This window comes from Halomonas sp. YLGW01, assembly GCF_014840935.1.
Taxonomy (GTDB): Bacteria; Pseudomonadota; Gammaproteobacteria; order Pseudomonadales; family Halomonadaceae; genus Onishia.
On sequence record NZ_CP062005.1, the window covers coordinates 278135 to 298422 of the forward strand.

Here is a 20288-nt window from a genome sequence, read left to right on the forward strand (position 1 = left end):
GCGCCTTCGGCAAGACCGGATGTAACCGATGAAAAAAGAGACCGCCGCGGCGGTCTCTTTCTTATGGCTGCTTATCGCTACAGGCTCGCTGGCGCGCCGCTCGCCACGCTTTTGGCCCGCCGCACTGGGCCGTCACTCTTTGCCCCTGTCCGCCTTTTTCCCGTTACCCCTGGGTCAGCACCTGGCGCAGCCCCTCGCATTCCACCATGGGGTCGTCACAGTTGACGACGATCTCCGAGCGGGCCAGCACGTAGCTCTTGCCGGTGATGGTGTTCTCCACCACCGCCTGATGGCCTTCCTGGTGCGTGGCGGTGAACTCGCCGACGAAACGGGTCTCGCGCAGCGAGACGGTCTCCAGCTTGTCGCCTGGCTTGATGCGGCCCTCGTGGTGCATCAGCGCCAGGCGCGCCGAGGTGCCGGTGCCGGTGGTGCTGCGACAGATCACCCCCGGATGCACGTAGGTGGTCGAGCGCGAGCGATAGAAGTCATCCGCGACCCGTTCGACCGGCCCCATGAAGTGCAGGAAGGGCAGCGGGCCCACGTCGCCGAGGCTGTAGTGGGAGAAGCCGCGCTCGGCCTGGAGTGCCTCGACGATCCTGTGGGCGCAGTCGGCCAGCGCCCGCTCTTCCTCGCGGACCAGCGAGAAGCCGAGCTCGGTGGCATCGACCAGCGCATAGAAGCCGCCTGAGTAGGCGACCGAGTAGGTCACCTCGCCGATGCCGGGCACCTGGAGGCTGGCCCGGTAGGTGTCGATGTAGCTGGGCAGCCCCTCGCAGGTGATGGCCTCGACCACGCCGTTCTCGACCCGTGCCTCGATCTGCACCAGCCCGGCCGGTGACTCCAGCTTGAAGCGCTGGCGCCCTTCCTGCTTGGGCACGATGCCGCTCTCCAGCACCGCGGTGGCGGTACAGAGGGTGTTGGAGCCGGAATAGATGGGGTAGCCCATCACCTCCATGATGATGTAACCCGCTGCGGCCGCCGGGTCGGTGGCCGGCACGATCAGGTCCACCGACATCTCGGGAATCCCGTACGGCTCTTCCAGCAGGAGCCGGCGTAGGCCATCGGCGTCATCGCGCAGGTAATGCATCTGCTCGCGCACGCTGGCGCCGGGCAGCGGCGCGATGCCGCCAATGACGATGCGGCTGACATCGCCGCCGGCATGGGTATCGATCAGCTGAAAGCTCAGCGGCTGGCTCATGAGGCGCTCTCCTGAGGGGCGTCCTTAAGGGCGAAGGGGGCGCCGTGTTCGGCCCATTGGGCATCGGGCACGATCACGATCTTGCCCAGGTAGTTGCTGCCGCGATTGACGAAGTAGCGCTCAGCCCGGTGCAGCTCGGAGAGCTTGAAGGCGGCGTGTAGCACCGGCTTCAGCTGGCCGCCGCGGATCCACTCGACGAGCTGCTCGGCTTCCTCGCGGGTGCCGTGAGAGACCCCGAAGACCTGTACCTGGTAGAGATAGATGCGTGTCCACATGATCTCGCTGAGATTGCCGCCGCTGGCGCCGGCGATGGAGAGCCGCGGGTAGGTGGTGCGGGCGCGCATGTCGAAGATCATGGTGTCGATGAAGCGATCGGTCATCTCGCCACCGACCAGGTCCATCACCGCATCGATGGGGGCGCCACCGGTGACGGCCTTCACCTGCTCGGTAAAGTCCGTCATGTCGCCGCGATCCAGCACCGCTTCGGCGCCGAGCGCGAGCAGGGCCTCGGCCTTGTCCGGCTGGCTCAGGGCGTAGGGAATCGCGCCGACGATGCGGCACAGCTGGATCAGTGCCGTGCCCACGCCGCCGCTGGCGCCGGTGACCAGCACCCGTTCGCCGGCCGAGATCCGGGCCGAGGTCATCATGTGATAGGCGGTCTGGTAGGAGCACATGCCCATGGCGGCGAGCTCGGCGTCATGCAGCCCCGGGTTGCTGACCGCATGGAACTGATCCGAGGGCACGGCGATGTACTCGGCGAAGCCGCCGTCGGCGCCGTGGCCGTAGTAGTCCGGCACCAGGTTGAGATTCGGCCGCTCATCGGGATAGAGGTTGAAATCCAGCAGGCCGCGCTCGCCGATCCGCACGCTGGCCACGCCTTCGCCTACCGCCACCACATGACCGACCACATCGGCGCCCTGGATGCGCGGGAAGGTCAGGGTCGGCGAGCCGCCCATGGCAAACGACGTCACCTCACCCTTGTCCTTGGTGGGGTAGAGCCCCTCGCGGGCCTTGCGGTCGGTGTTGTTCTTGGCCGTCGCGGTGACGCGCACCAGCACCTCGCCGGGGCCCGGCTGAGGCACCGCCACGTCATCGTGGTAGACGAGCTTGTCGATGTCGCCATGGCCTGTCAGCAGCATCGCGGCCATGGTCATGGGGAGTTGATCGGGCGGGTTCTCGGTAGGCACGGCGGGTCTCCTCTTGTTCGGGGGCGGGCATCGAGCCTGTCACTTGCCCGGTTGATAATATGCACCCGAAAACCATCGCTCAGGAAGTGTTAGTCAACTGGAAGTCACGGCCCCACAGGCGACGTGAAGGCCTTCGGACATTGAGAGGCTTCACGTTTATTTCATGCATCTGGGTGTGTAAACTTATTCTAATTTAAAGGAAAGCTGATATTGCTGCTCGGGACTAAAGGTAGGCCCAACCTATGTGGTGAGACCTGACAGCAGCAGTTGAAAAGCTTATTGAGAGTCGTCGGCCCCTCTCAATAGATAAGAAAACGAGGTCGGCAATCTGTAAACAAGGGAACTGAAAGCATGAAACTAGTTACACTCTCTGCGGCTGTTCTGGCCGGCGGCATGATGGTCATGGGTGCTACCACGGCTTCCGCCGCTACCAAGGACAACATCAACCCTTGGCAGCATTGTGGTATCGGTGCAGGTCTGTTCGACGAAAACGGTACCGCTGCCGCTATCTCTAACATCATCTGGGATTCCGGCACCACCGCCGTAACCTCAGCCACCATGTCGCCCGAGACCTGCAACAGCAAGGAAGTCGAAGTCGCGCGCTTCGTGGACGAGACCTACGACCAGCTGGCGATGGAAACCGCGATGGGCGAAGGTGAGCACCTCACTGCGGCGCTTGGGCTGATGAACTGCGGTGGCGAGGTCAGCCAAGGGGTGGTCAGTCAGCTGCGCGCCGACCTGCAGCAGGCCAGCGCTGCCTCTGATTTTGCCGAACAGGATCATGCCGATAAGGCCTTCCAGTTCTACAGCAGCCTCAACCAGGCCGCTGTCAACTGCGCCGCAAGCTAAACGGTGCCTGGTGCCGGAAGCGTGTTTCCGGCACCTCTGAACCTTCTCGAACTCATTGCAAGGACGCCTCCGCCCATGCGACACCTTTTGGTGACGCTATCAGCACTGCTGTGTCTGTATTCAGGTGCCAGTCTCGCTTCCACTGCCTCGCTTGCCGAACGTCCTCGATGGCTTTCTCTGCTGCACTTCGATCGCGATGGCTTCTTCGGTGAGCCACGCAGCGCAGTGCTGGACGACGAGTTTTTTCTTGCCGCGGATGGGCGACATGATCCCCGTGCCGAACTGCAAGCGACCCTGGCCGCGTTGAGAAAGCCACCCCGGGATGGCCAGCGTCACGCGCGCTGCCGGTTTCCGGCGCGTGCGCTGTGGCTCAGTCGTATGACCGGCGAGACCTGGTCTCAGGCGACCTGCCCCGAGTGGGACGAGTGGCGGCAGGAGAACGCCGGCGCCGGAGTGGGGCTGATTTTCGCCTCCGGCTACCTGGGTAATCCCGCTTCCTTCTTTGGCCATCTGATGCTGCATCTCGAGAAGGAGCGAGAAGGGCAGGGCGCGGACCTGACGCGACTTCTCGACACCAGTATGAACTTCGGTGCCGATGTGCCTGAAGAAGACGGGCTGGCCATCTATATGGCCAAGGGGCTGTTCGGTGGCTATGAAGCCGAGTACTCCCGCGCGCCGTTTTATCGCAACACCGCTCTTTATTCCGAGCATGAGATGCGCGACCTCTGGCATTACCGACTGAACCTGCCCGCTGACGAGCGCGAACTGCTAGTGGCCCATCTCTATGAGGTGATCGGCCAGGATTTCGAGTATCTCTTCCTGACCCAGAATTGTGCTTCACGAATAGCCCGTACATTGGAGTTGGTCGTTGACGACGACCTGACGCCAGGCCATGCGCCTTGGGTAACTCCCGAAGCCCTGGTTCGTGCCATCAGCGAGGCGGACGTTGAAGGGGCGCCACTCCTTGGCGAGGTCTCGCACGTTCCCTCGAGGCGACTTCGGACCGAGTGGCGTTACATGGCGCTGTCTGAGCAGGAGCAGGAAGCCGCGAGCGCCGTATGGCCTAGCACCGATTCCCTCGATCTGGGGGCTGGCGCCTTTCGACGCCTGGCGCCCGCCAAGAAGGCATCCGTGCTGGATACCCTGCTGAGTCATGCGGCCTTCCTCAAGCAGACCGATGAACAACCGGGCCTTGCTGAACGCGAGCGACAGCTATTGCAGGCGCGGCTGCAACTGCCAGCGGGCAGTAAGCCTCTCGAGCCTGGTGGTCAGGTACCGCTGCACGAGGCTACGCCGCCAGCGCTGATGCGTCTGGAGGGTACCCACAACGACGCGCTGGGTGGTGGGGCCCGCTTGACCCTGCGCCCCTTGCAGTACGACCTGCTCGACAGCAACGCGACTCGCATGCCCAATGCCGCTCTCGAGATCGGGCACACTGAGGTTGATCTTGGCCAGGACGAGCCGCATTTGACCAAGCTCGAGCTGTTCCACGTGACTAACCTGCATGCGCGTAGCGTGCCCCTGCCGACCTTGCCGAATGTCGCCTGGCATGCTGCCGCCGGCATTGAGCGTTCTCGTCTGGATTGCAACGACTGCCTGGACGGTTACGCTACCCTGTTGGCTGGCAAGTCCCGCCGATTCGGCCGCCATCTGCCTTTCGTCATGGTGGGTGGTCAGCTGCGCAGTGAGCGCCACCAGGCCGGGCCGGTGGCGCCGATGGTTCGGCTGGGCGTGCTGAGTGATTGGGCGGCGGGCCAGCGAAGCCTGCTGCAAGTCAAACACGCGGATGGACTGAAGGGTGGAGAAAGCCGCCGCACTCGCTGGTCTTTCCAGCACCGCGTGCCTCTGCACAAGCAGCTGGATTTGCGCGCCGGGGTGGAGGGAGATGAGCATGCCCACGAGATGAGTCTGGGGCTTTCCTGGTACTTTTGATTTCTCATCTCTCGATTGGTCTCGCTCAGGGGTAGCATGATCTAGAGGCTTTACTGATAAGTCGAATGACTCCCCTGGTCGCTACCAAGGGCAGCGGGCGATTGTCGAGCGGGATGCCTGCTGGAGATTGGTCGAGGCATCCTCGGAAGGCGAGCGGCAATTGCCGCGCGGCACCGCGGGGCGCCTTGCGCTAGGATGGCCCCATCCTCTTCTCAGTCCATCTCTCGACCAATCGGAGTACCGACATGCCAGACCCACGCACCGCCTCCCTGGGGGCTCAGACCAGTATTACGGTGATCTCCGATGTCATCTGTCCCTGGTGCTATATCGGCAAGACCCACCTGGAGGCGGCCATCGCGTCCCTGCCTGATGAGCTGGACGTGCGGGTGGACTGGAAGCACTTCGAGCTTAATCCCGACATGCCGGCCGGCGGCATGTCGCGGCGGGACTATCGCAGCGCCAAGTTCGGCTCCTGGGAGCGCTCCCGGCAGCTCGATGCTCAGGTGGAGGAGGCCGCGCGTCAGGCGGGCATCGAGATCCATCACGAGCGCATGGCCCGCACGCCCAACACCTTCGCCGCGCATCGCCTGATCTGGTGGGCCGGACGCCAGGGCGTGCAGCCGGCGGTGGTCGATGCGCTGTTTCGGGCCTATTTCGTTGAGGGACGGGATATCGGCCAACCCGAGGTGCTCGCCGATGTCGCGGCGAGTGCGGGCCTCGCCTCCCCGGCGGTGGCGGCGTTCCTGGCCGGGGAGGAGGGCATCGCGGAGGTGAGAGATGATCTTGCCCGGGTTCGCCGCCTGGGCGTGAGTGGGGTGCCGACCTTCGTCTTCGCCGACCGCCATGCCTTGTCGGGGGCTCAGCCACCGGAGGTGATGCGCGAAGCGATCCTCGAGGCCCTAGAGGGCTGATCGCGGCTGGAATCGGTGGCCGAGGCTTGCGCTGGCGAGGGTGCTCGCTGGAGCGCCTCGTGGCAGTCGAGGACCATGCGCCTGTGTTGCCCGGCATCGACTCCGCATGCTCAGGCTGGTGGGTCTACACGGCTAGTCGTCCTCACGGGCGTTACGATGCATCGCCTCTATCTCGGCCTCGGCTTCGGTCTCGAAGCGGGCGATGATCCCGGGGCCCTCGCCCTGATGGGCGATGAAGGTATCGACCACCCACCAGTCCGGCCCATGGCCCGGCGCCGCGGCATCGAACTCGCCTTCCGTCACGATGTATCTCGGCATGGTTGCCCCCCTCCTGTCTCTGCTTCAGCCCGGCGTTTGCTCTCCAGTATCGGGCCGAGCTTGCCGTGGTCGCCTGGTTCCCGCCCGAGTCTCTTCCCGCCCTTGCCTCGCCGGCTAGACCGCCGGCGGGCGCTCGTTGATCAGTTGCCAGAACTGGTCGGCCGTCGCGGCGCCGCGGACGGATTGCCGGTAGCAGGCGACGATCAGCATGGGGCCGTTCAGGCGTTCGAGCAGGGAGACCAGCTTGCCGGATTCCAGATCCGCCTCGATCAGGCCATGCGGCAGCCAGCCGATGCCCAGCCCGGCCAGCGCCAGCTCGCGGATGCCGATGGTGAAGGCCGTTTCGCAGACCATTTCGATATCGTACTGGCGCTGCAGGTTCAGCAGGTAGGGGGTCGCCAGCGCCTCGCCCAGGAAGCTGTCGGGGCTATAGCCGATAAGGGGCAGTGCCGCGTCGCTGTCCAGGTCGAACAGTGGCTGGCCCAGCCGGTCCCCGACACAGACCGGAATCAGTTGCTCGCTGCCCAGGATGACGCGCTCGATTCCTTCGCTATCGGGAAACAGCGGCTGGCCTTCCCGCTCGCTGCACAGCAGCAGGTCGGCCTCGCCATGCTGGAAGTCCCGGATGCAGTCGCTACGGTCGGAGGATTGTATCTGCAGGCGTGCCTGGGGGGCGTGGACGCGGAAGTGTCGCAGCAGCCTGGGCAGGTAGCTGACCGTCAGGGTGTGCTGGGTCGTCAGGATGGCGCGTGGCCCATGAGTCGCATCCGCGCGAATGCGACTGCGCATGCCATAGAGGTGCGCCAGCCAGTTGCGCAGGGAATCCTCGTAGGCGCTTGCGTGTGGCGTCAGGGACAGCCGCGGCGAGTGCCGGTCGATCAGCTCGACTCCCAGCCATTCTTCCAGCTGCCGGATGCGGCGCGAGAAGGCCGGTTGCGTCACGTGTCTCAGCTCGGCGGCCTGGGAAAAGGTGCCTGCCTCGATCAGCGCAAGAAAGTCTTCTATCCACTCAATTTTCATATCACGTTTCTGTCATTTTTATTCTTTCCGGTTTAAATGACCGCCTATGCAAAAAATTAACCGCTTTCGAGTATCTTGGCATTGGTCGCGGCAAACCCCAAGGCATTAGTTTGAATGCAGACCGGTCAGTGGCGGGAAAGTGCTCGCCAATCCTTTGACGTGGGTCGTCAAGAGAGTCCGCTTATGCAAAAAATTACTCGCCTGGAGGCACGTATGCATCTGTCCCGTTATCCCCGTGTTCGCCTCGGTCACCTGCCGACGCCGCTGGAGCCCATGGACAACCTGAGCAAGCTGCTGGGAGGGCCGCGCCTGTGGATCAAGCGCGATGACTGCACCGGCCTGTCCACCGGCGGCAACAAGACTCGCAAGCTCGAATTCCTGATGGCCGATGCCCTGGAGAAGGGCGCCGACACCATCATCACCCAGGGCGCGACCCAGTCGAACCATGCCCGTCAGACCGTCGCGGCCGCCTGCAAGCTGGGCCTTCAGTGCTACATCCTGCTCGAGGATCGCACCGGCAGCCATGACCCGGCCTATAACTACAACGGCAACGTCTTCCTGGATCAGCTGCATGGCGCCACCGTCGAGAAGCGTCCCGGCGGGGCCGACATGCCAGGCGAGATGGAAGGCCTGGCCGACCGGCTCAAGAGCGAAGGCAAGAAGCCCTACATCATCCCCGGTGGCGGCTCCAACGAGATCGGCGCCCTGGGTTACGTCAATGCGGCTCTGGAACTGCTGTCCCAGGCCAATGACATGGGTCTGCAGGTTGATCATCTGGTGCATGCCACCGGTAGCGCCGGCACCCAGGCCGGGCTGGTGACGGGGCTTGCTGCCTGCAACGCGGGCATTCCGGTGCTCGGTATCGGCGTTCGGGCGCCGAAGGACAAGCAGGAAGCCAATGTCTTCGCGCTGGCGCAGAAGACCGAGGCCAAGCTGGGGCTTTCCGGCGTGGTGTCCCGCGAGCATGTCGTGGCCAACTGCGACTACGTGGGCGAGGGCTATGGCATCCCCACCGAGAGCATGGTCGAGGCGGTGACTCTGCTGGCACAGCAGGAAGGCATCCTGTTGGACCCGGTCTACTCCGGCAAGGGCATGGCCGGCCTGATCGACCTGATCCGCAAGGGCCACTTCAAGGAAGGCGAGAACGTGGTGTTCCTGCACACCGGCGGTAGCGTCGCGCTGTTCGGCTACCCCGATGCCTTCGGCTTTCCCGATTACCAGGCCTGATGCCCTGGCTCGGTGAGCGAGGCGGGTAAGCCAGGAGACATTGAGTTATGGAACCAGAGACCTTCACGGTGCCCACGGCAACCTGGCGTAGCCGACTCATGGCGCGGTTCGCGAATGGCCGTGCCATCGGGCGTGGCCTGCTGGTGTGCGTCACCATCGCTCTGGCCACGACCTTCATCGCCGATCACTATGGCGGGCCGACGCTGCTCTATGCGCTGCTGTTCGGAATGTCGCTGCATTTTCTGAGCGAGGAGGGGCGCTGTCGGGAGGGCATCGAGTTTGCCGCGCGAACGGTGCTGCGTCTCGGGGTGGCGCTGCTGGGGGCGCGGATGACGCTTGAACAGGTGGGCGACCTGGGGCTCGGCCCGGTGCTGGCTGTGATCGCGGCGGTCGGCCTGGTCATCCTCGCCGGTAGGCTGCTGGCCAGGGCCCTTGGCCTCGGTAACGAGATGGGGATGCTGACCGGCGGCGCCGTGGCGATCTGCGGTGCCTCGGCGGCCCTGGCGCTGTCGGCGGTGATGCCGCGCCACGAGACCAGCGAACGCAACACCATCCTGACCGTGGTGGGGGTGACCACCCTGTCCACCATGGCGATGGTGATCTATCCGCTGATCGCGGGCGCCCTGAGCCTGGCGGATACCCAGGCCGGTATCTTCCTGGGCGGCACCATTCACGACGTGGCCCAGGTGGTAGGGGCCGGCTACATGATCTCGGAAGAGACCGGCGACACCTCGACCCTGGTCAAGCTGGTGCGGGTCGCCATGCTGGTGCCGGTGGTGATGGCCTTCTCCTGGCTGTTTCGCAAGTCTCGCCAGGATGACGGCGGCAAGCGCAAGGTGCCCATGCTGCCGGGCTTTCTGGTCGGCTTCGTTGCCCTGGTGGTGATCAACAGCCTGGGGCTGATTCCCGACGTGGTGAATGAAGGGATGTCGACCCTTTCCCGCTGGTGCCTGGTGACCGCCATCGCCGCTCTCGGCATCAAGACCTCCTTTCAGAAGCTCGCGGTGGTGGGCTGGAAGCCGGTGATCCTGATGGTGCTGGAAACGCTGCTATTGCTTGCCATTGTGCTTGGGGTCGTGTTGTTCGCAGGCCTCGGGGCTTGAGTTGCCTTGCTGTTTATAGCGGTGGTTTGGGACCTAGGGTTGCAGAGAAAGATTGAGTTTGTTGCGTGTGGGCACTGTTGCCGGGCATGTGTACAACCGGTAAATGTGCTGGTGATCCTCTTAATAGTTGTAAGCACAATAATAGACTGAGGTGTTTAGAGATGACTACAACAAAAGCAGATGCTTCATTATCCTTTAAAGGGGGAGTGGTTGGAGCTCTAGTGCCATTGATAGTTCTAGTAGCTGGCCTAGTTTATCTTTCGGTTTTTGAGCGCGCGGGAACCAAGCCCTTCTGGGCTTGTGCTTGGGTGGCAATGGGTGTTGGCCTGTTTCTGTGTCGGAACCGCACTGCGTATTGCGAGAGCCTTCTCAAGGGCATGGGAAACAGTACGGCGACCGCTATCATTGCGTTATGGCTATTGGCTGGTGTCTTTGGCAAGCTGATGGCTGCGGGCGGTCTTATTGATGGCTTGCAATGGCTTGGGACAGTAGTGGGGGCCGAGGGAAGTGCCTTTACTCTCTTGGCATTTGCCATCGCCATGGTATTTGCGCTGGGCACGGGAACCAGCACGGGAACCGTTATCGGGCTCTCTCCCGTGCTCTACCCGGCTGGTGTGATGCTGGGCGCCGACCCAACCATGTTGGCTTTAGCCATCCTTTCGGGAGCGGCTTTTGGTGATAATCTGTCTCCGGTGTCTGATACCACTATCGTTTCGTCGTATACCCAAGGTGCAGAGATTGGAGATGTCATACGATCTCGTTTGCCCCTGGCGCTATCAGCCGCCGCGATCTCCATGGTGATTTTCTTTCTTTTCGGCGCCAGTGGTGAACAAGCATCTTCTCTTGCTGAGTTGTCAACGGGTAAGGGCGCAGGACTAGTGATGCTGATTCCTTTGTTAGCGGTGGTAGCCTTCGCGATGAAACGTAGACATATTGTTGAGGCAATGTTCATTGGCAACCTAGTGGCGATGGTATGTGCCTTGGCAATCGGAGGTATCAGCCTTGGCGATATCTTTTCTCTTCCGGCTGTGCGTGGAGAAAGTACCGGCCTTATCGAAAACGGGGTTGGGTCCGTGACAGGGGCGGTGCTCTTTGCGTTGATGGTGTTGGCTCTAACTCAGGTCATTCTTGATGCGGGTATCATGGAGCGCTTGCTTGAAGTTGCCAAGCGACGCCTCGTAAAGAACTCGGCTAGTGCAGAAGCCAGTATCGTAGGGGTGACGATTGCGGCCTCTACCCCCTTGTCTGCCAATGCTCCTGCACTATTGCTGGTTGGGCCCGGTTTGGTACGAAGTCTGGCCAAGCAGTTCGGTATTTCTCCGGCTAGAAGTGCGAACTTGATGGATTGTGCTGTCTGCACGGTATTTTTCCTGTTGCCGTGGCATATTGTTGTGGCGGTATGGCAGGAAGTAATTGCATCCACTGCTATTCAGAATCAGGTGGCTCAACCCTCACCCTTTGCTTCTTTCATGACCCCTTACCCTTGGGCAATGCTGCTGGTGCTAGTCATTTCAATTTGCCTTCGCGCCAGGAAGTCGAAAGCCACATCCGGGGTTGCCTCTGGAGCGGAGGTAAAGCATGCCTGAGGTGGTTTGTAATAAGTGACAACCCGAGGAGCGACGATATCCAATGCCTCGACCATCGGTCGAGGCATTGCTATGTCTGACCGTTCGGTGACAGCTGAATTGCTTGGCGAGCCATTCGAGTTATTCGGCGCGACGTAGGTACCTCGAGCACGGCGTCACCCTATCCCGGTCCCTTTATGCTGACATCCTTAGTCTGGCGTCATGAGTCGCTCGTGTCGCTCGTGTCGCTCGTGTCGCTCGTGCAGCCCGGGTTGTGAATGCAGGGATGAGGTGTCGACAACCGCTCCTTGGGAGCGATTGGGTTCTTTCTTGCCTGCCCGGCCATGCGGCCCTCGATCAGGCGTGTGCGCTGCAGACCCATATCAGGGTGGCAGGGCTGTCGCCTCGATAGGTGATGGCGTGGCCCAGAGTGCTGTCGAAGGCCAGGCTATCGCCGACGCTCAGGTCGACTGGGTCGTACAACTCCGTCCAGATTGTTACCTCGCCACTGGTGACCACCACCTGCTCCTGCCCCGGGTGTTTCTGCAACTCCCCGAACTCTTCCAGGTTCCGATTCAGGATCGTGGTGTCCAGCACCATGTATTCCTTGGATGCCACATTGTTGCAAAGCGGCCTGAAGCGATAGTTGGGGGTTTCGATCACCTCCCCTTCCTGCGCGCGCGTCAGTGCCAGCCAACCGCGAAAGCTCGCTTCTCCTGCATGGTAGAAAAGCTCGCTGACATCCACTTTCAGGCCCCTGGCGAGGCTGACGATCGCCTCGTACGTGGGTGAAATATGACCGTTCTCGATTCGCGACACGCTGGCAGCAGAAATGCTCGACGCGGTGGCCATGGCGGCGATGGTCAGGCCTCTGGCCTTGCGCAGGGCACGGAGGTTGTCACCGATGGCACCCGCCTTGCGTTGCCGGTGCTTAAGGATCGGTGACGGTTCCTGTTGAGTGGGCATGTGTTGCTGGCTCCATCGTGGTGTTGTGCTTGCGTCGAGACGGCATCGTTGGCGGTGGCATCCACAAGGTTCTGCTACTTGAGTATTGCCCTGTCACTGCAGAAGGTCAGGGCGTGATCATTCCGAACGTCTGACGCCGAGGGTATGCAGATATCCATATTTGACGCAATATTGCGTATCTGCAATGCTGCGGTAGCGAGCCGACAAAAGCAATGTCGGCGTCAGGCCTGGGGCTCGGGTAAGCGCAGGCGGTGATGCGGTGCCTTTACGGAGGCAGCGTGTAATGAGCCGCGCAGCCGGGTAGAAAAGCCGTAACGATATAAAATAATCTAGGAAAAACAATAATGTATAACTTGAAGAGAAGTGTGCTTCATACCGGTGTCGTAGCAGGCATGTTGGTTGCCGCCTCCGTCCAGGCGGAAGAGATCAACTGGAAGATGGCGACGCCTTGGGGTGGTGGCCCCTGGCTGGAGCGAGACGCCAAGACCTTCGCCGATTACGCCAACCAGTTGACTGGAGGTGCGGTGAATATCGAGGTGTTCCCCGGTGGCACCCTGGGGGGAGCCCTGCGCGTCACCAACACCGTCAAGTCGGGCGTCGCCGAAATCAGCCATAACTACATCAATTATGATTATGGCACCGACCCCACTGCCGCGTTGCTGGCGGGGCACTCCAGTGGCCTGACCCCCGAAGAGTTCATGCTGTGGATGTACGAGGGCGGGGGTGTCGAGTTGTATGAAGAATTCCGCCGTGAAGAGTTCGATGTGGTGGCCTTCCCTTGCTCCATTCTCGGTACCGAGATCTTCCTGCACTCCAACAAGAAGGTGCAGACGCTCGAAGATTTCCAGGGGCTACGCCTGAGGACATCCGGTGCCTGGGCGGAAATCGCGTCCCGGCTCGGTGCCTCTACCGTCGTGATGGCCGGCAGCGATATCTACACGGCGCTTGATCGTGGCGTAATTGATGCGGCCGAGTGGGGTAGCCCGGAGCTCAACAAGCCCACCGGTTTCCAGGATGTCGCGCAGTACGTCATCTTGCCTGGCGTACACCAGTCCGGCGGCTTCCTCGAGTGTGAAGTCAATATGGATGCCTGGGACGAGCTGACCGAGGCCCAGCAGGAGCAGCTGCGCCTGGCCGGTAAGCTGAGTGTCTTCGACTCCTGGCTCGACAGCTCATTTGCCGATCTGTCCGCGTTCCAGGAGCTGGAAGACGGCCCCAACGAGATCGTGCAGCTGGATCAGTCATTCATCGATGCCATCTACGAAGAAACCCGCGCCTGGGAAGACGAGAAGGCGGCCGAAAACGAGTGGTTTGCTCGTGTGCTCGAGTCTCAGCGCGAGTTCAAGCAGCAGATGACCACCTGGCAGGACTATCGCCTGCCGATCGGCGTCATGGGTCGCTAGGCCTCATCGCCTCCCCTAGGTATCGACACAGGCAGGCATCCCTGCCTGTGTCTTCTTCATGTCGTCGTTCGGGTATTTCCCATGAAAATAATTGGTCTCATTGAGCGCCTGACGCGTTGGGCGGGGTATGTCGGTGCCGTGCTGATATTCCCGCTGGTGGCGGCTCTCGTCTATGAAGTGTTCAGCAGATACGTGCTGGGGCAGCCAACGCTCTGGGCGTTTGAAGTCAGCTATATGGTGATGGGCGCCATCTTCATGCTGGGCATGGCCAATGCACTGCGTGTTGGTCAGCATGTGAGTGTCGATGTCGCCAGCCAGCGTTTCGCGCCTCGCACGAAAGCCCTGGTCAATCTGACATGTTATCTCTGCTTCTTGCCGGTGCTTATCTGGCTGGTCTGGGAGCTATCTATCTACGCCCTGGATGCCTTCGAGTCGAATGAGCGATCCGGGCGCTCGGCATGGAACCCGGTTATCTGGCCTGTGTTCAGTACCTGGTTCATTGGCTTTGTGTTACTCGCCCTTCAGGTTGTGGCGGAAATGCTCAAGTTTTTCGTGATGCTCAAGGGTCCGACAACCGAGCAGGGAGAGGCATCATGAGCGATTACCTTGCGTTGATCATGTTTCCCGCCCTGATTGGGCTGATTGTGGCGGGGTTTCCCATCGCGTTCTCGATGATCGTGGTGGCGACCCTCTTTGGCATCGCTCAGTTCGGAGATGCCGCAGCCTATCAATTGCTGACCAAGATAGAAGATACGGCGTCCAATTCCATCCTGGCTGCCGTGCCGCTGTTCATCTTCATGGGGGCAATGCTTGAGAACTCCGGTATTGCCGAGCGGCTGTTCGGGGCTATTCATCTATGGACACGTCGCTTGCCAGGCGGGCTCGGTGTGGGTGCGGTCATCATGGGGACCGTATTCGCGGCCGCCAGTGGTGTCGTCGGCGCCACCGAGGCCGTGATTGGCATGCTGGCGGTGCCGGTGATGCTCAAGCATCAGTATGACAAGTCGCTGATCTCGGGAACCATCTGTGCCAGCGGGTCCCTTGGTACGGCGATTCCACCGTCCATCACCGTGGTCGTTCTCGGTCCAGTGGCCGGTGTGTCTGTCGGCTCGCTGTTCAGTGGCTTGCTGTTCCCCGGCTTCCTGATGGCCGTGCTGTTCCTGCTCTACATCGTGATCATCGCGGCACTGAAACCACAGTTGGCGCCGCGCTTCGATGATCATGAAACTCGCCCGGGCTGGGGGAAGATGCTCTGGGTCACCTTTAGCGCACTGCTTCCGACCATGGGGCTGATCATGGTGGTGTTGGGCACCATCCTGATGGGGGTGGCAACTCCCACAGAGGCCGCGGCCTGTGGTGCCCTGGGCTCGGTATTGCTGGCACTGGCATACCGTAACCTGACGGCCTCCGTGCTTTGGCAAGCCGCGATCAGAACCCTCAATATCACCGCGATGATCCTGCTGATTGTCCTGGGCGGCAACATGTTTGCGGGGGTGTTTTTCGCGTCAGGAGGCATGGCGACGGTGCAGTCCATGCTGATGGATACGGGCATGAGTCCCTGGTTCATTCTCGGCACCATCCTGCTGATCGCCTTCCTGGCGGGATTCGTTCTCGACATGATCTCCGTCGTGCTGATCGTCATTCCTGTCGCGATGCCGATCGTGGGGACCCTGGGCTTCGATGAGATCTGGTTCTGTGTGGCGTTCCTCGTGGTCATGCAAACCAGCTATCTGACGCCTCCTCTGGCGCCGTCGATTTTCTATCTGCGTGCCATTACGCCGCCCGAGGTGACGCTCAAGCATATGTACAAGGGAGTCATGCCGTTCATCGGTCTTCAGTTGATCGTGTTGGCCCTGGTGCTGGCGTTCCCTTCACTGGCGCTTTGGCTGCCGGATGCATTGAGTGGGCCATCATGGAAATAACCGTCTTTGGCATCGATAAAGGAGTAAGTCCGAGTGAGTGATGTAACCCTCGGTGGCCCGGAAGCCAGTGTGACCCTGATGAGGGAGGAGCTCGTCTCCCTCTGTCACCGGGTGCTTAAACGATATGGTTTCAGTGAGCCTCATGTCGAGGCGGTGAGTGATGCCCTGGTGGCGGCAGAAATGGACGGCAGTCGCTCTCATGGCCTTTACCGACTGCTGGGCTTCGTCGACACGCTCAATAATGGCGGTGTGGTACCAGATGCCGAACCGGCAGTAGAAGATACGGCGGCATCGGTGGTTAAGGTGGACGCCAAGGGGGGCTTTTCCCCCTATGCCTTTCGACAGGGTGTGCCGGGTCTGGTCAGTAAGGCGAAGGCCTCGGGTGTCGCGATTCTGGCGATCAATCACTGTGTCCATGGCACTGCGCTGTGGGTGGAAATCGAACGCCTGACGCGCGAGGGGTTGGTCGCCATTGCCTGCAACCCGACACAGTCGTACATGGCGCCTCACGGTGGTCGTGAGCCCTTGCTGGGCACGAACCCGATCGCTTTTGGCTGGCCACGCCTGAACGAAGATCCCTATGTCTTCGACTTCGCGACGAGCGCCATTGCCCGCGGTGATATCGAACTGTACCGGCGTCAGGGGAAAGACATTCCCCTAGGGTGGGGAGTGGATCGCGACGGAGTGCCGACACAGGACCCGGGGGAAGTGTTGGATCATGGCGCCATGCTGCCGTTCGGTGAGCATAAGGGGTCTGCGTTGGCCATCATGATCGAGCTGATTGCCGGGCCCCTGATAGGCGACATGCTTAGTGTCGAGTCGAGCGAGCATGACCAGGGCCGGGGGAGTCTGCCGTATCACGGCGAGCTAATCATCGCCATGGATCCCGCGAGGATCGCCGGCGGCGATGCCCCAGGACACATGTTGCGCTCGGAACGCCTGTTCGAGCTGGTCCAGCAGCAGGGGGCGAGGCTGTCCTCCCAGCGCCGTTACAAGGCGCGACGCAGGCACCTCGAGCAGGGCGTCACCCTGTCCCGCTCCCTGTATGACGACATCCTGAACCTGGCGTCGTGAGGCGCTCGCTTCGCCCGTGCAGTCCGGGTTGTGAAACCGGGTCTGAGGCATCGACAACCGCTCCTTGGGAGCGGTTGTTTTTCTGTCGCGCCGACGGAGCTACTGATCTTTGTCCGCATGCGGGATGATAGCGAGGGGTAACATCCCAGGACTGTCGTGGGGGAGCGGGAGAAGGGGCTGTAAGATACGGTCGGGACCCGTTGGGACCCCGGAGTCGAACCCAACGAAAAACGGCCACCGCTCTGATGAGCTAAGTGGCCGTTTTTACTGAATTCTTTGGTCGGAGTAGCAGGATTCGAACCTACGACCTCTGCCTCCCGAAGGCAGCGCTCTACCAAGCTGAGCTATACTCCGATGCGTGGGGCTTGCGACCCAACGGAGACGCATTATACGGATCCGCTGGCAGGATGCAAGCCCTAACCGTTACTGGCTTTTTTCCGTGTTTCTCCAGCCTGCTCGCGGTTCAGGTCTGCCGATCCACCGCCAGCCGGGCGAGCTCGGCCATGGTGTCCCGGTAGGCGCTGGGCGGCAGCGCCTCGAGCTCGGCCAGGGCCTGGTCGGCCATGGCCACGGCGCGCTCGCGGGTGTAGTCCAGCGCGCCGGTGTCGCGAACGATGGTGAGCACCTCATCGAGATGATCGAGGCCGCCCTGGCGGATCGCCTTGCGGATCAGCTTGGCCTGCTCGGGGGTGCCCTTGGCCATGGCCTGGATCAGCGGAAGGGTCGGCTTGCCCTCGGCCAGGTCGTCACCGACGTTCTTGCCCATCGCCTCGGCATTGCCCTGGTAGTCGAGCAGGTCGTCGACCAGCTGGAAGGCGAGACCCAGGTAGCGGCCGAAGCGCTGCAGCGCGGCTTCCTGCTCGGCGGTGGCGCCGGCGAGAATCGCGCCGCTGTGGCTGGCGGCCTCGAACAGCATCGCGGTCTTGCCCTGGATGGTCTCGAAGTAGGCGGCCTCGTCGATATCCGGGTTGCCGATGTTGGTCAGCTGCAGCACCTCGCCCTCGGCGATGGTGCAGGTGGCGCCGGAGAGCACCTCCATGACCCGCATCGAGCCGACCTCGACCATCATCTGGAAGGAGCGGGAATAGAGGAAATCGCCGACCAGTACCGAGGGGGCGTTGCCCCAGGCATCGTTGGCGGTGGCCTTGCCGCGGCGCAGGTGCGATTCGTCGACCACGTCGTCATGCAGCAGGGTCGAGGTGTGCATGAACTCGATCAGCGTCGCCAGGGTGATATGGCGGTCGCCGTCGTAGTCGAGTGAGCGGGCGGCCAGCAGCACCAGCAGCGGGCGCAGCCGTTTGCCGCCGCTTTCGATGATGTAGTTGCCGATGGTTTCGACGAGCGGGACCCGAGAGGTCAGCTGGGCCAGGATGGTGCGGTTGACGGCGGCGAAGTCCTCGGCCACCGCCGCATGGATAGGCGACGCTGTAGGCTGCATGGGCTAGCTGCTTGTAAATAGGTGGGAGCCGGTTCTCATGGGCGCTGCCGGCCTTTAAGGATGGCGCTTATGCTATGGGCCCCCCGAGGGGGCGTCAAGCGAGGCACGGCGCGGGATAAGGGGGCTTGACTTGCCTGGCGCGTGCCAGGCGATTATACTCCCGCACCCGACTCATCATGCTCCCTGTCAGATGGCTGCCAAAAGGGGCGCCACTCGCCGCAGGCCGATGAAGAGCTCAACCCGATGAGTGTTTGGAGACATACGCTATGTACGCAGTTATCAAGAGCGGTGGCAAGCAGTACCGCGTTCAGGAAGGCCAGACCCTGAAGCTCGAGAAGCTGGAAGTGGCCACCGGCGAAAGCCTGCAGTTTGACGAAGTGCTGATGGTCGCCGACGGCGACGACGTCAAGGTTGGCGCACCGCTGGTCGAAGGCGCCAAAGTGGCCGCCGAGGTCGTCTCTCATGGCCGTGGCGACAAGGTGTCGATCATCAAGTTCCGTCGCCGCAAGCACTCCATGAAGCGTCAGGGCCACCGTCAGTGGTTCACCGAAGTCAAGATCACCGGTATCTCTGCCTAAGGGCAGCGGTTCCCCTCACAGGAGGTTTTCGCAATGGCACATAAGAAGGCGGCGGGCTCTACCCGCAACGGTCGCGATTCCGAATCCAAGCGTCTTGGTGTGAAACTGTTCGGCGGTCAGGCCGTCGCTCCGGGCAACATCATCGTGCGTCAGCGTGGCACCAAGTTCCACGCCGGCACCGGCGTTGGCATCGGCAAGGATCACACCCTGTTCGCTCTGGACGAAGGCGTGGTCAAGTTCGAGACCAAGGGCCCGAAGAGCCGCAAGTTCGTGACTGTCGTCTCTGCCTGAGACGCCGCGAACCTGCAGTGAAAAAGGCCCCGCCCCGGCGGGGCCTTTTCGTATCATGACGGTAATACCCCGTCAGGAGAGTGATAGATGCAGTTCCTCGACGAAGCCTCGATCATCGTTGAAGCCGGCAATGGCGGCAACGGCTGCCTGAGCTTCCGGCGCGAGAAGTACGTGCCCAAGGGTGGCCCGGATGGCGGCGATGGCGGCCATGGCGGTTGTGTCTACCTGATCGGTGACGACGCCCTCAACACGCTGATCGACTTCAAGTATCAGCGCTTCTACAAGGCGCCGAACGGTCGGCCCGGTCAGGGGCGGCAGATGAGCGGCCGCGCCGGCGAGGACCTGCACGTCAAGGTGCCGGTGGGGACCACGGTGATCGACGAGGACACCCTCGAGGTGATCGCCGACGTCACCGAGATCGGCCAGGTGGTGCTGGTCGCCCAGGGCGGCCGCCGGGGGCTTGGCAACATCCACTTCAAGTCCTCGACCAACCGGGCACCGCGGCGCACCACGCCGGGCACTGAAGGCGAGCGTCGCAACCTGCGCTTCGAGATGAAGGTGATGGCGGATGTCGGCCTGCTGGGCATGCCCAATGCCGGCAAGTCGACCCTGATCCGTGCCGTCTCGGCAGCCAAGCCCAAGGTCGCCAACTACCCGTTCACGACCCTGGTGCCGAACCTCGGGGTCGTGAAGCTCGGGCAGCACCAGCACTTCGTGATGGCCGACGTGCCGGGGTTGATCGAGGGCGCCTCCGACGGCGCCGGCCTCGGCCTGCGCTTCCTCAAGCACCTGACCCGTACCCGGCTGCTGCTGCACGTGGTCGATGTGGCCCCCTTCGATGAGACCGATCCGGTGGAATCCGCCGAGGCGATCGTGCATGAGCTTAAGACCTTCTCCCAGGCGCTGTCCGAGCGGCCGCGCTGGCTGGTGCTCAACAAGCTCGATCTGCTACCCGAAGACGAGCGCGAGGCGGTGGCCGACAAGATCGTCGAACGCCTCGGCTGGCAGGGCCCGGTGTTCCGCGTCTCGGCGATCTCCGGCGAGGGTTGTGATGCCCTGGTGCAGGCGGTCTATCGCTGGCTCACCGAGCAGCGCCGCCTCGAGAATGAGGACGAGGCCGTCGCCGAGCAGGAGCGCGAGATGCGCGAACGCATGGAGCGCGAGGCCGTGGCCCGTACCGAGGCGCGGCTGGGTCGCAAGCGCAAGCCCATCGGCGACGACGATGATGATGATTTCGACGACGATGATTACGATGTCGAGGTCGAATACGCGCCCTGACGGTTGGGGGTGAGCTAGGCGATGGCGG

At 62.1% G+C, this 20288-nt stretch carries 19 protein-coding genes and 1 tRNA gene; 13 read left to right on the forward strand and 7 right to left on the reverse strand.

Going from position 1 to position 20288, the window contains the following annotated elements; translation table 11 throughout:
- Positions 1 to 163: 163 nt before the first annotated feature.
- Together IEJ03_RS01385 and IEJ03_RS01390 are read right to left on the reverse strand one after the other, a co-directional pair.
- Positions 164 to 1198: a proline racemase family protein gene (locus IEJ03_RS01385; RefSeq protein WP_192035966.1), complete on the reverse strand. Its 1035-nt coding sequence runs from the start codon at positions 1196 to 1198 to the stop codon at positions 164 to 166.
- Entirely contained in the window at positions 1195 to 2346 is a 1152-nt protein-coding gene (locus IEJ03_RS01390) for a zinc-binding dehydrogenase (protein ID WP_202884400.1), read from the reverse strand. Before IEJ03_RS01390 ends, IEJ03_RS01385 begins: the two co-directional genes overlap by 4 nt.
- A gap of 390 nt (positions 2347 to 2736) precedes the next feature.
- Between IEJ03_RS01390 and IEJ03_RS01395 the strand changes: the two genes are divergently transcribed.
- The 3 genes from IEJ03_RS01395 (at position 2737) to IEJ03_RS01405 (ending at position 6077) form a co-directional block, all read left to right on the forward strand.
- Positions 2737 to 3234, forward strand: a complete 498-nt coding sequence (locus IEJ03_RS01395) for a DUF3015 family protein (protein WP_192035967.1) — start codon at positions 2737 to 2739, stop codon at positions 3232 to 3234.
- Positions 3235 to 3459: 225 nt separating this feature from the next.
- The gene (locus IEJ03_RS01400) at positions 3460 to 5166 is read left to right on the forward strand and encodes a DUF4105 domain-containing protein (protein ID WP_192035968.1); all 1707 of its coding nucleotides are present in this window, start codon (positions 3460 to 3462) and stop codon (positions 5164 to 5166) included.
- 245 nt (positions 5167 to 5411) lie between these two features.
- Complete coding sequence (locus tag IEJ03_RS01405; protein WP_192035969.1) at positions 5412 to 6077, forward strand: DsbA family oxidoreductase; 666 nt, start codon at positions 5412 to 5414, stop codon at positions 6075 to 6077.
- 132 nt (positions 6078 to 6209) lie between these two features.
- On the opposite strand, the gene IEJ03_RS01410 is transcribed toward IEJ03_RS01405, so the two are convergent.
- Positions 6210 to 6395: a hypothetical protein gene (locus IEJ03_RS01410; RefSeq protein WP_192035970.1), complete on the reverse strand. Its 186-nt coding sequence runs from the start codon at positions 6393 to 6395 to the stop codon at positions 6210 to 6212.
- Positions 6396 to 6509: 114 nt separating this feature from the next.
- A complete protein-coding gene (locus tag IEJ03_RS01415) occupies positions 6510 to 7415 on the reverse strand; it encodes a LysR substrate-binding domain-containing protein (protein ID WP_192035971.1) in 906 nt (301 codons plus the stop codon).
- A gap of 213 nt (positions 7416 to 7628) precedes the next feature.
- Between IEJ03_RS01415 and IEJ03_RS01420 the strand changes: the two genes are divergently transcribed.
- From IEJ03_RS01420 to IEJ03_RS01430, 3 genes are all read left to right on the forward strand, one after another.
- Entirely contained in the window at positions 7629 to 8642 is a 1014-nt protein-coding gene (locus IEJ03_RS01420) for a D-cysteine desulfhydrase (RefSeq protein ID WP_192035972.1), read from the forward strand.
- 47 nt (positions 8643 to 8689) lie between these two features.
- Positions 8690 to 9745, forward strand: coding sequence for a YeiH family protein (locus IEJ03_RS01425; RefSeq protein ID WP_202884386.1), 1056 nt, complete (start codon positions 8690 to 8692; stop codon positions 9743 to 9745).
- 161 nt (positions 9746 to 9906) lie between these two features.
- Complete coding sequence (locus IEJ03_RS01430) at positions 9907 to 11331, forward strand: Na+/H+ antiporter NhaC family protein (protein WP_192035973.1); 1425 nt, start codon at positions 9907 to 9909, stop codon at positions 11329 to 11331.
- 336 nt (positions 11332 to 11667) lie between these two features.
- Here the strand turns inward: IEJ03_RS01430 and IEJ03_RS01435 are convergent, their stop codons facing one another.
- On the reverse strand, positions 11668 to 12276 hold the full coding sequence (locus tag IEJ03_RS01435) for an XRE family transcriptional regulator (protein ID WP_192035974.1): 609 nt from the start codon (positions 12274 to 12276) through the stop codon (positions 11668 to 11670).
- A gap of 392 nt (positions 12277 to 12668) precedes the next feature.
- On the opposite strand from IEJ03_RS01435, the gene IEJ03_RS01440 reads away from it, so the two are divergent.
- The 4 genes from IEJ03_RS01440 (at position 12669) to IEJ03_RS01455 (ending at position 16675) form a co-directional block, all read left to right on the forward strand.
- A complete protein-coding gene (locus IEJ03_RS01440) occupies positions 12669 to 13679 on the forward strand; it encodes a C4-dicarboxylate ABC transporter substrate-binding protein (RefSeq protein WP_242458013.1) in 1011 nt (336 codons plus the stop codon).
- A gap of 81 nt (positions 13680 to 13760) precedes the next feature.
- Positions 13761 to 14276: a TRAP transporter small permease subunit gene (locus tag IEJ03_RS01445; RefSeq protein ID WP_192035976.1), complete on the forward strand. Its 516-nt coding sequence runs from the start codon at positions 13761 to 13763 to the stop codon at positions 14274 to 14276.
- Positions 14273 to 15601, forward strand: a complete 1329-nt coding sequence (locus IEJ03_RS01450) for a TRAP transporter large permease subunit (RefSeq protein WP_192035977.1) — start codon at positions 14273 to 14275, stop codon at positions 15599 to 15601. The genes IEJ03_RS01445 and IEJ03_RS01450 overlap by 4 nt, the downstream gene beginning before the upstream one ends.
- Before the next feature lie 33 nt (positions 15602 to 15634).
- Positions 15635 to 16675 carry an Ldh family oxidoreductase gene (locus IEJ03_RS01455; RefSeq protein ID WP_242458014.1) on the forward strand — a complete coding sequence of 347 codons (1041 nt, stop codon included), beginning with the start codon at positions 15635 to 15637 and terminating at the stop codon, positions 16673 to 16675.
- A gap of 277 nt (positions 16676 to 16952) precedes the next feature.
- On the opposite strand, the gene IEJ03_RS01460 is transcribed toward IEJ03_RS01455, so the two are convergent.
- Positions 16953 to 17029, reverse strand: a tRNA-Pro gene (locus tag IEJ03_RS01460).
- Positions 17030 to 17138: 109 nt separating this feature from the next.
- Positions 17139 to 18113 (reverse strand): octaprenyl diphosphate synthase, encoded by a 975-nt coding sequence (gene ispB, locus IEJ03_RS01465; protein ID WP_192035978.1) that lies wholly within the window; start codon positions 18111 to 18113, stop codon positions 17139 to 17141.
- Between the two features lie 266 nt (positions 18114 to 18379).
- Here ispB and rplU point away from each other — a divergent pair, with 266 nt between their 5' ends.
- From rplU to cgtA, 3 genes are all read left to right on the forward strand, one after another.
- The gene (gene rplU, locus IEJ03_RS01470) at positions 18380 to 18691 is read left to right on the forward strand and encodes a 50S ribosomal protein L21 (RefSeq protein ID WP_092527040.1); all 312 of its coding nucleotides are present in this window, start codon (positions 18380 to 18382) and stop codon (positions 18689 to 18691) included.
- A gap of 33 nt (positions 18692 to 18724) precedes the next feature.
- Positions 18725 to 18982: a 50S ribosomal protein L27 gene (gene rpmA / locus IEJ03_RS01475; protein WP_092527038.1), complete on the forward strand. Its 258-nt coding sequence runs from the start codon at positions 18725 to 18727 to the stop codon at positions 18980 to 18982.
- A gap of 87 nt (positions 18983 to 19069) precedes the next feature.
- Positions 19070 to 20260 carry an Obg family GTPase CgtA gene (cgtA, locus tag IEJ03_RS01480; protein WP_192035979.1) on the forward strand — a complete coding sequence of 397 codons (1191 nt, stop codon included), beginning with the start codon at positions 19070 to 19072 and terminating at the stop codon, positions 20258 to 20260.
- Positions 20261 to 20288: the final 28 nt, after the last annotated feature.

What these genes read in the sequence shown, in the direction of transcription:
- IEJ03_RS01385 (WP_192035966.1), bottom strand. Translation starts at nt 1,198, where the DNA reads ATGAGCCAGCCGCTGAGCTTTCAGCTGATCGATACCCATGCCGGCGGC.
- IEJ03_RS01390 (WP_202884400.1), bottom strand. Translation starts at nt 2,346, where the DNA reads ATGGCCGCGATGCTGCTGACAGGCCATGGCGACATCGACAAGCTCGTC.
- IEJ03_RS01395 (WP_192035967.1), top strand. Translation starts at nt 2,737, where the DNA reads ATGAAACTAGTTACACTCTCTGCGGCTGTTCTGGCCGGCGGCATGATG.
- IEJ03_RS01405 (WP_192035969.1), top strand. Translation starts at nt 5,412, where the DNA reads ATGCCAGACCCACGCACCGCCTCCCTGGGGGCTCAGACCAGTATTACG.
- IEJ03_RS01410 (WP_192035970.1), bottom strand. Translation starts at nt 6,395, where the DNA reads ATGCCGAGATACATCGTGACGGAAGGCGAGTTCGATGCCGCGGCGCCG.
- IEJ03_RS01415 (WP_192035971.1), bottom strand. Translation starts at nt 7,415, where the DNA reads ATGAAAATTGAGTGGATAGAAGACTTTCTTGCGCTGATCGAGGCAGGC.
- IEJ03_RS01420 (WP_192035972.1), top strand. Translation starts at nt 7,629, where the DNA reads ATGCATCTGTCCCGTTATCCCCGTGTTCGCCTCGGTCACCTGCCGACG.
- IEJ03_RS01425 (WP_202884386.1), top strand. Translation starts at nt 8,690, where the DNA reads ATGGAACCAGAGACCTTCACGGTGCCCACGGCAACCTGGCGTAGCCGA.
- IEJ03_RS01430 (WP_192035973.1), top strand. Translation starts at nt 9,907, where the DNA reads ATGACTACAACAAAAGCAGATGCTTCATTATCCTTTAAAGGGGGAGTG.
- IEJ03_RS01435 (WP_192035974.1), bottom strand. Translation starts at nt 12,276, where the DNA reads ATGCCCACTCAACAGGAACCGTCACCGATCCTTAAGCACCGGCAACGC.
- IEJ03_RS01440 (WP_242458013.1), top strand. Translation starts at nt 12,669, where the DNA reads ATGTTGGTTGCCGCCTCCGTCCAGGCGGAAGAGATCAACTGGAAGATG.
- IEJ03_RS01445 (WP_192035976.1), top strand. Translation starts at nt 13,761, where the DNA reads ATGAAAATAATTGGTCTCATTGAGCGCCTGACGCGTTGGGCGGGGTAT.
- IEJ03_RS01450 (WP_192035977.1), top strand. Translation starts at nt 14,273, where the DNA reads ATGAGCGATTACCTTGCGTTGATCATGTTTCCCGCCCTGATTGGGCTG.
- ispB (WP_192035978.1), bottom strand. Translation starts at nt 18,113, where the DNA reads ATGCAGCCTACAGCGTCGCCTATCCATGCGGCGGTGGCCGAGGACTTC.
- rplU (WP_092527040.1), top strand. Translation starts at nt 18,380, where the DNA reads ATGTACGCAGTTATCAAGAGCGGTGGCAAGCAGTACCGCGTTCAGGAA.
- rpmA (WP_092527038.1), top strand. Translation starts at nt 18,725, where the DNA reads ATGGCACATAAGAAGGCGGCGGGCTCTACCCGCAACGGTCGCGATTCC.
- cgtA (WP_192035979.1), top strand. Translation starts at nt 19,070, where the DNA reads ATGCAGTTCCTCGACGAAGCCTCGATCATCGTTGAAGCCGGCAATGGC.